The sequence below is a fragment of the Pedobacter sp. 01N416 genome (assembly GCF_056399685.1).
This window is the reverse complement of record NZ_JBFTRT010000673.1, coordinates 1-2,478: the sequence shown is the minus strand read 5'-3', so window position 1 is coordinate 2,478 and position 2,478 is coordinate 1. Positions and strand designations below refer to the sequence as shown.

Annotated in this window: 3 protein-coding genes; 2 read left to right on the top strand and 1 reads right to left on the bottom strand. The window is 37.2% G+C overall.

From position 1 onward, the window contains the following. A partial coding sequence (locus AC1DND_RS25675; protein ID WP_477585391.1) for a hypothetical protein occupies window positions 1-616 on the bottom strand: 616 nt, incomplete at its 3' end. Between the two features lie 90 nt (window positions 617-706). On the opposite strand from AC1DND_RS25675, the gene AC1DND_RS25670 reads away from it, so the two are divergent. Both AC1DND_RS25670 and AC1DND_RS25665 read left to right on the top strand, forming a co-directional pair. Beyond that, entirely contained in the window at window positions 707-1,093 is a 387-nt protein-coding gene (locus AC1DND_RS25670; RefSeq protein WP_029279875.1) for a DUF423 domain-containing protein, read from the top strand. Further along, window positions 1,093-2,478 (top strand): primosomal protein N' family DNA-binding protein (locus tag AC1DND_RS25665; RefSeq protein ID WP_477585389.1); only part of this gene is annotated, 1,386 nt, incomplete at its 3' end. The genes AC1DND_RS25670 and AC1DND_RS25665, both read left to right, overlap by 1 nt.

Below are 2,478 nucleotides of genomic sequence, written 5' to 3'. Positions count from 1 at the left end.
AAACATGGCTGAGCACATTTTTAATTTGACGGTTATTCTCCTTAATATATTCGGTAAAGGGATTTTCTGTTAAACGTACATTGGCATCATTGATCAGTTTGAGCGATGTTGAAGCTGTTAATACCTGGTCATGAACGCCTAAATAAACCGATAAGCTGTCATTGAGCTTCACCGTGTACAGGTCTTTAGCATTTTCGCTGATCGCTTTTTTTAATTTTAACTGTTCGTAGAATTTTTTGATGTCATTATCACGTTGTATCTGTACGGTGATTAAGAAGTTCAGGGTTTTATTTGAGTCGGGCAGTACACTAATATAAACTTGCTGATCTTTCAGGTATCTGTTTAGCAGATTATCGTCGATGATACTTGTTTTTAGCTGTTTTAAAAGGTTCATTTTATTCTTTCCTAAAACCTGTTGGATAAGCTGTTGCCCTTCAATGATGTCGTAAAAACCTTTGTCGTTCTGGAAAGAAAACACCAATGCGGCATTATTGGTTGCCGATTGCAGCGCCAGGTCTTTCGCATCATTATCAATTCCCAATTTCGAAAAATAGACGTAGGCCATAAAGGCTACACCTAAAAATAATGCACTTGTTAGAATTACGATTTTTTTCATCTGCTGTGCAACAAATTTAATTTATTACATTGATTAGTGAGAAGTTCTTTGTCAATTTATTAATTTAGCGATTGCTACTAGCAAATAACTATGAATAAACGAATAATCCTTACTGCTTCTTTTTTTGGTGCTGTTGCTGTTTTGCTGGGTGCATTTGGTGCTCATGGCCTAAAGGCCCTAATTGATGGACCATCATTAGAAATTTGGCAAAAAGGTGTTGATTATCAGTTCTATCATACATTTGCACTATTGTACCTTTCTACCTTTGCACGTTACAGAAACAAGCTCATTAATATCGCTTATTTCTGCTTCACGTTTGGAATTATCCTTTTTTCAGGGTCGTTATATTTATTGGCTACCCGAAGCATATCGCATTTAGGATTTACTGAATTTATTGGTCCAATAACACCAATTGGTGGGCTTTTATTTGTATTGGGATGGATAATGCTCTTTTTTGCAGCATTTAAAGATAAATAATGAATACTTTCGAAAATGATATTTTTGCAGAAAGAGAAACACTTTTTGTTGAAGTTATTTTGCCATTATCTTTGGCGAAAAACTATACTTATCGGGTACCTTTCGATTTAAACGATCAGGTTGCCGTCGGAAAACGTGTGGTTGTTCAGTTTGGAAAGCATAAAATTTATACTGCTTTAATTAGCGGCATCAGTACCGTGCCCCCAACGGTTTATGAGGCAAAATATATTATCGATGTAGTAGATACTGAGCCTGTAATTACACCCATTCAGCTTAAATTCTGGACCTGGATGACCAATTATTACATGTGCAATGAAGGTGATGTAATGGCAGCTGCTTTGCCCGCAAGTTTAAAGCTTGCCAGCGAAACGATCTTGATTCTTCGCGAAGATTACAATGAAGATACCGAACTTACCGATAAGGAAGAAATCATTATCAATGCCCTGAAACAGCAACAGAAACTTACTGTTAATGATGTTTCCAAACTCCTTGGACAGAAAACCGTATATCCGATCATCAATCATTTGCTCGATAAAGAATTGATTCTGGTAGCTGAAGAGGTGGTGCAAAAATATAAACCTTTGCTTAAATCGTTCATCATATTAAATGATTTTTATAGCGATGAAGAAAATCTGAAACAGCTTTTTAATGTTTTGGATAGGGCGCCTAAACAATTAGACGCTTTATTGGCTTACCTGAAATTACAAAAATCAAATCTGCCGATCTCTAAAGAACAGCTTTTGGAAGAAAGTAATTGTGGGCCAGCGGCATTAAAAGCTTTAACCGACAAAGATATTTTTGTGGTGATGAAAAGGCCGGTTAGCCGTTTGGCCGCTCACGATGAAGAATTCAGTGTGAATTTCGAACTGAACGAAGGACAACAGAAAGCATTAGGCCAGATTAATCAATATTTTGAAGAGAAGGAGGTGGTTTTGCTGCATGGTGTTACGGCATCTGGAAAAACACAGGTTTATATCAAGCTGATTGAAAAAATCATTCAAAATACAGATGGTCAGGTATTGTTCTTGTTGCCCGAAATTGCTCTAACGACACAGATTGTAGAACGAATTAAGCGTTATTTTGGAAATTCGATCGGGGTGTACCATTCTAAATTCAACAATAGTGAAAGGGTAGAAATCTGGAATAAAGTGCGGACAGGCGCCTACAAGGTAATTCTTGGCGCTCGCTCAGCCGTTTTTCTTCCTTTTCAACACCTTAAATTAATTGTTGTTGATGAGGAACACGAACCATCTTACAAACAATACGACCCTGCACCACGCTACCAGGCAAGAGATGCGGCCATTTATTTAGGTTATCTGCATCAGGCCAAAGTAGTTTTAGGCTCAGCAACACCATCACTTGAGAGTTATTATAATGCCTTACAA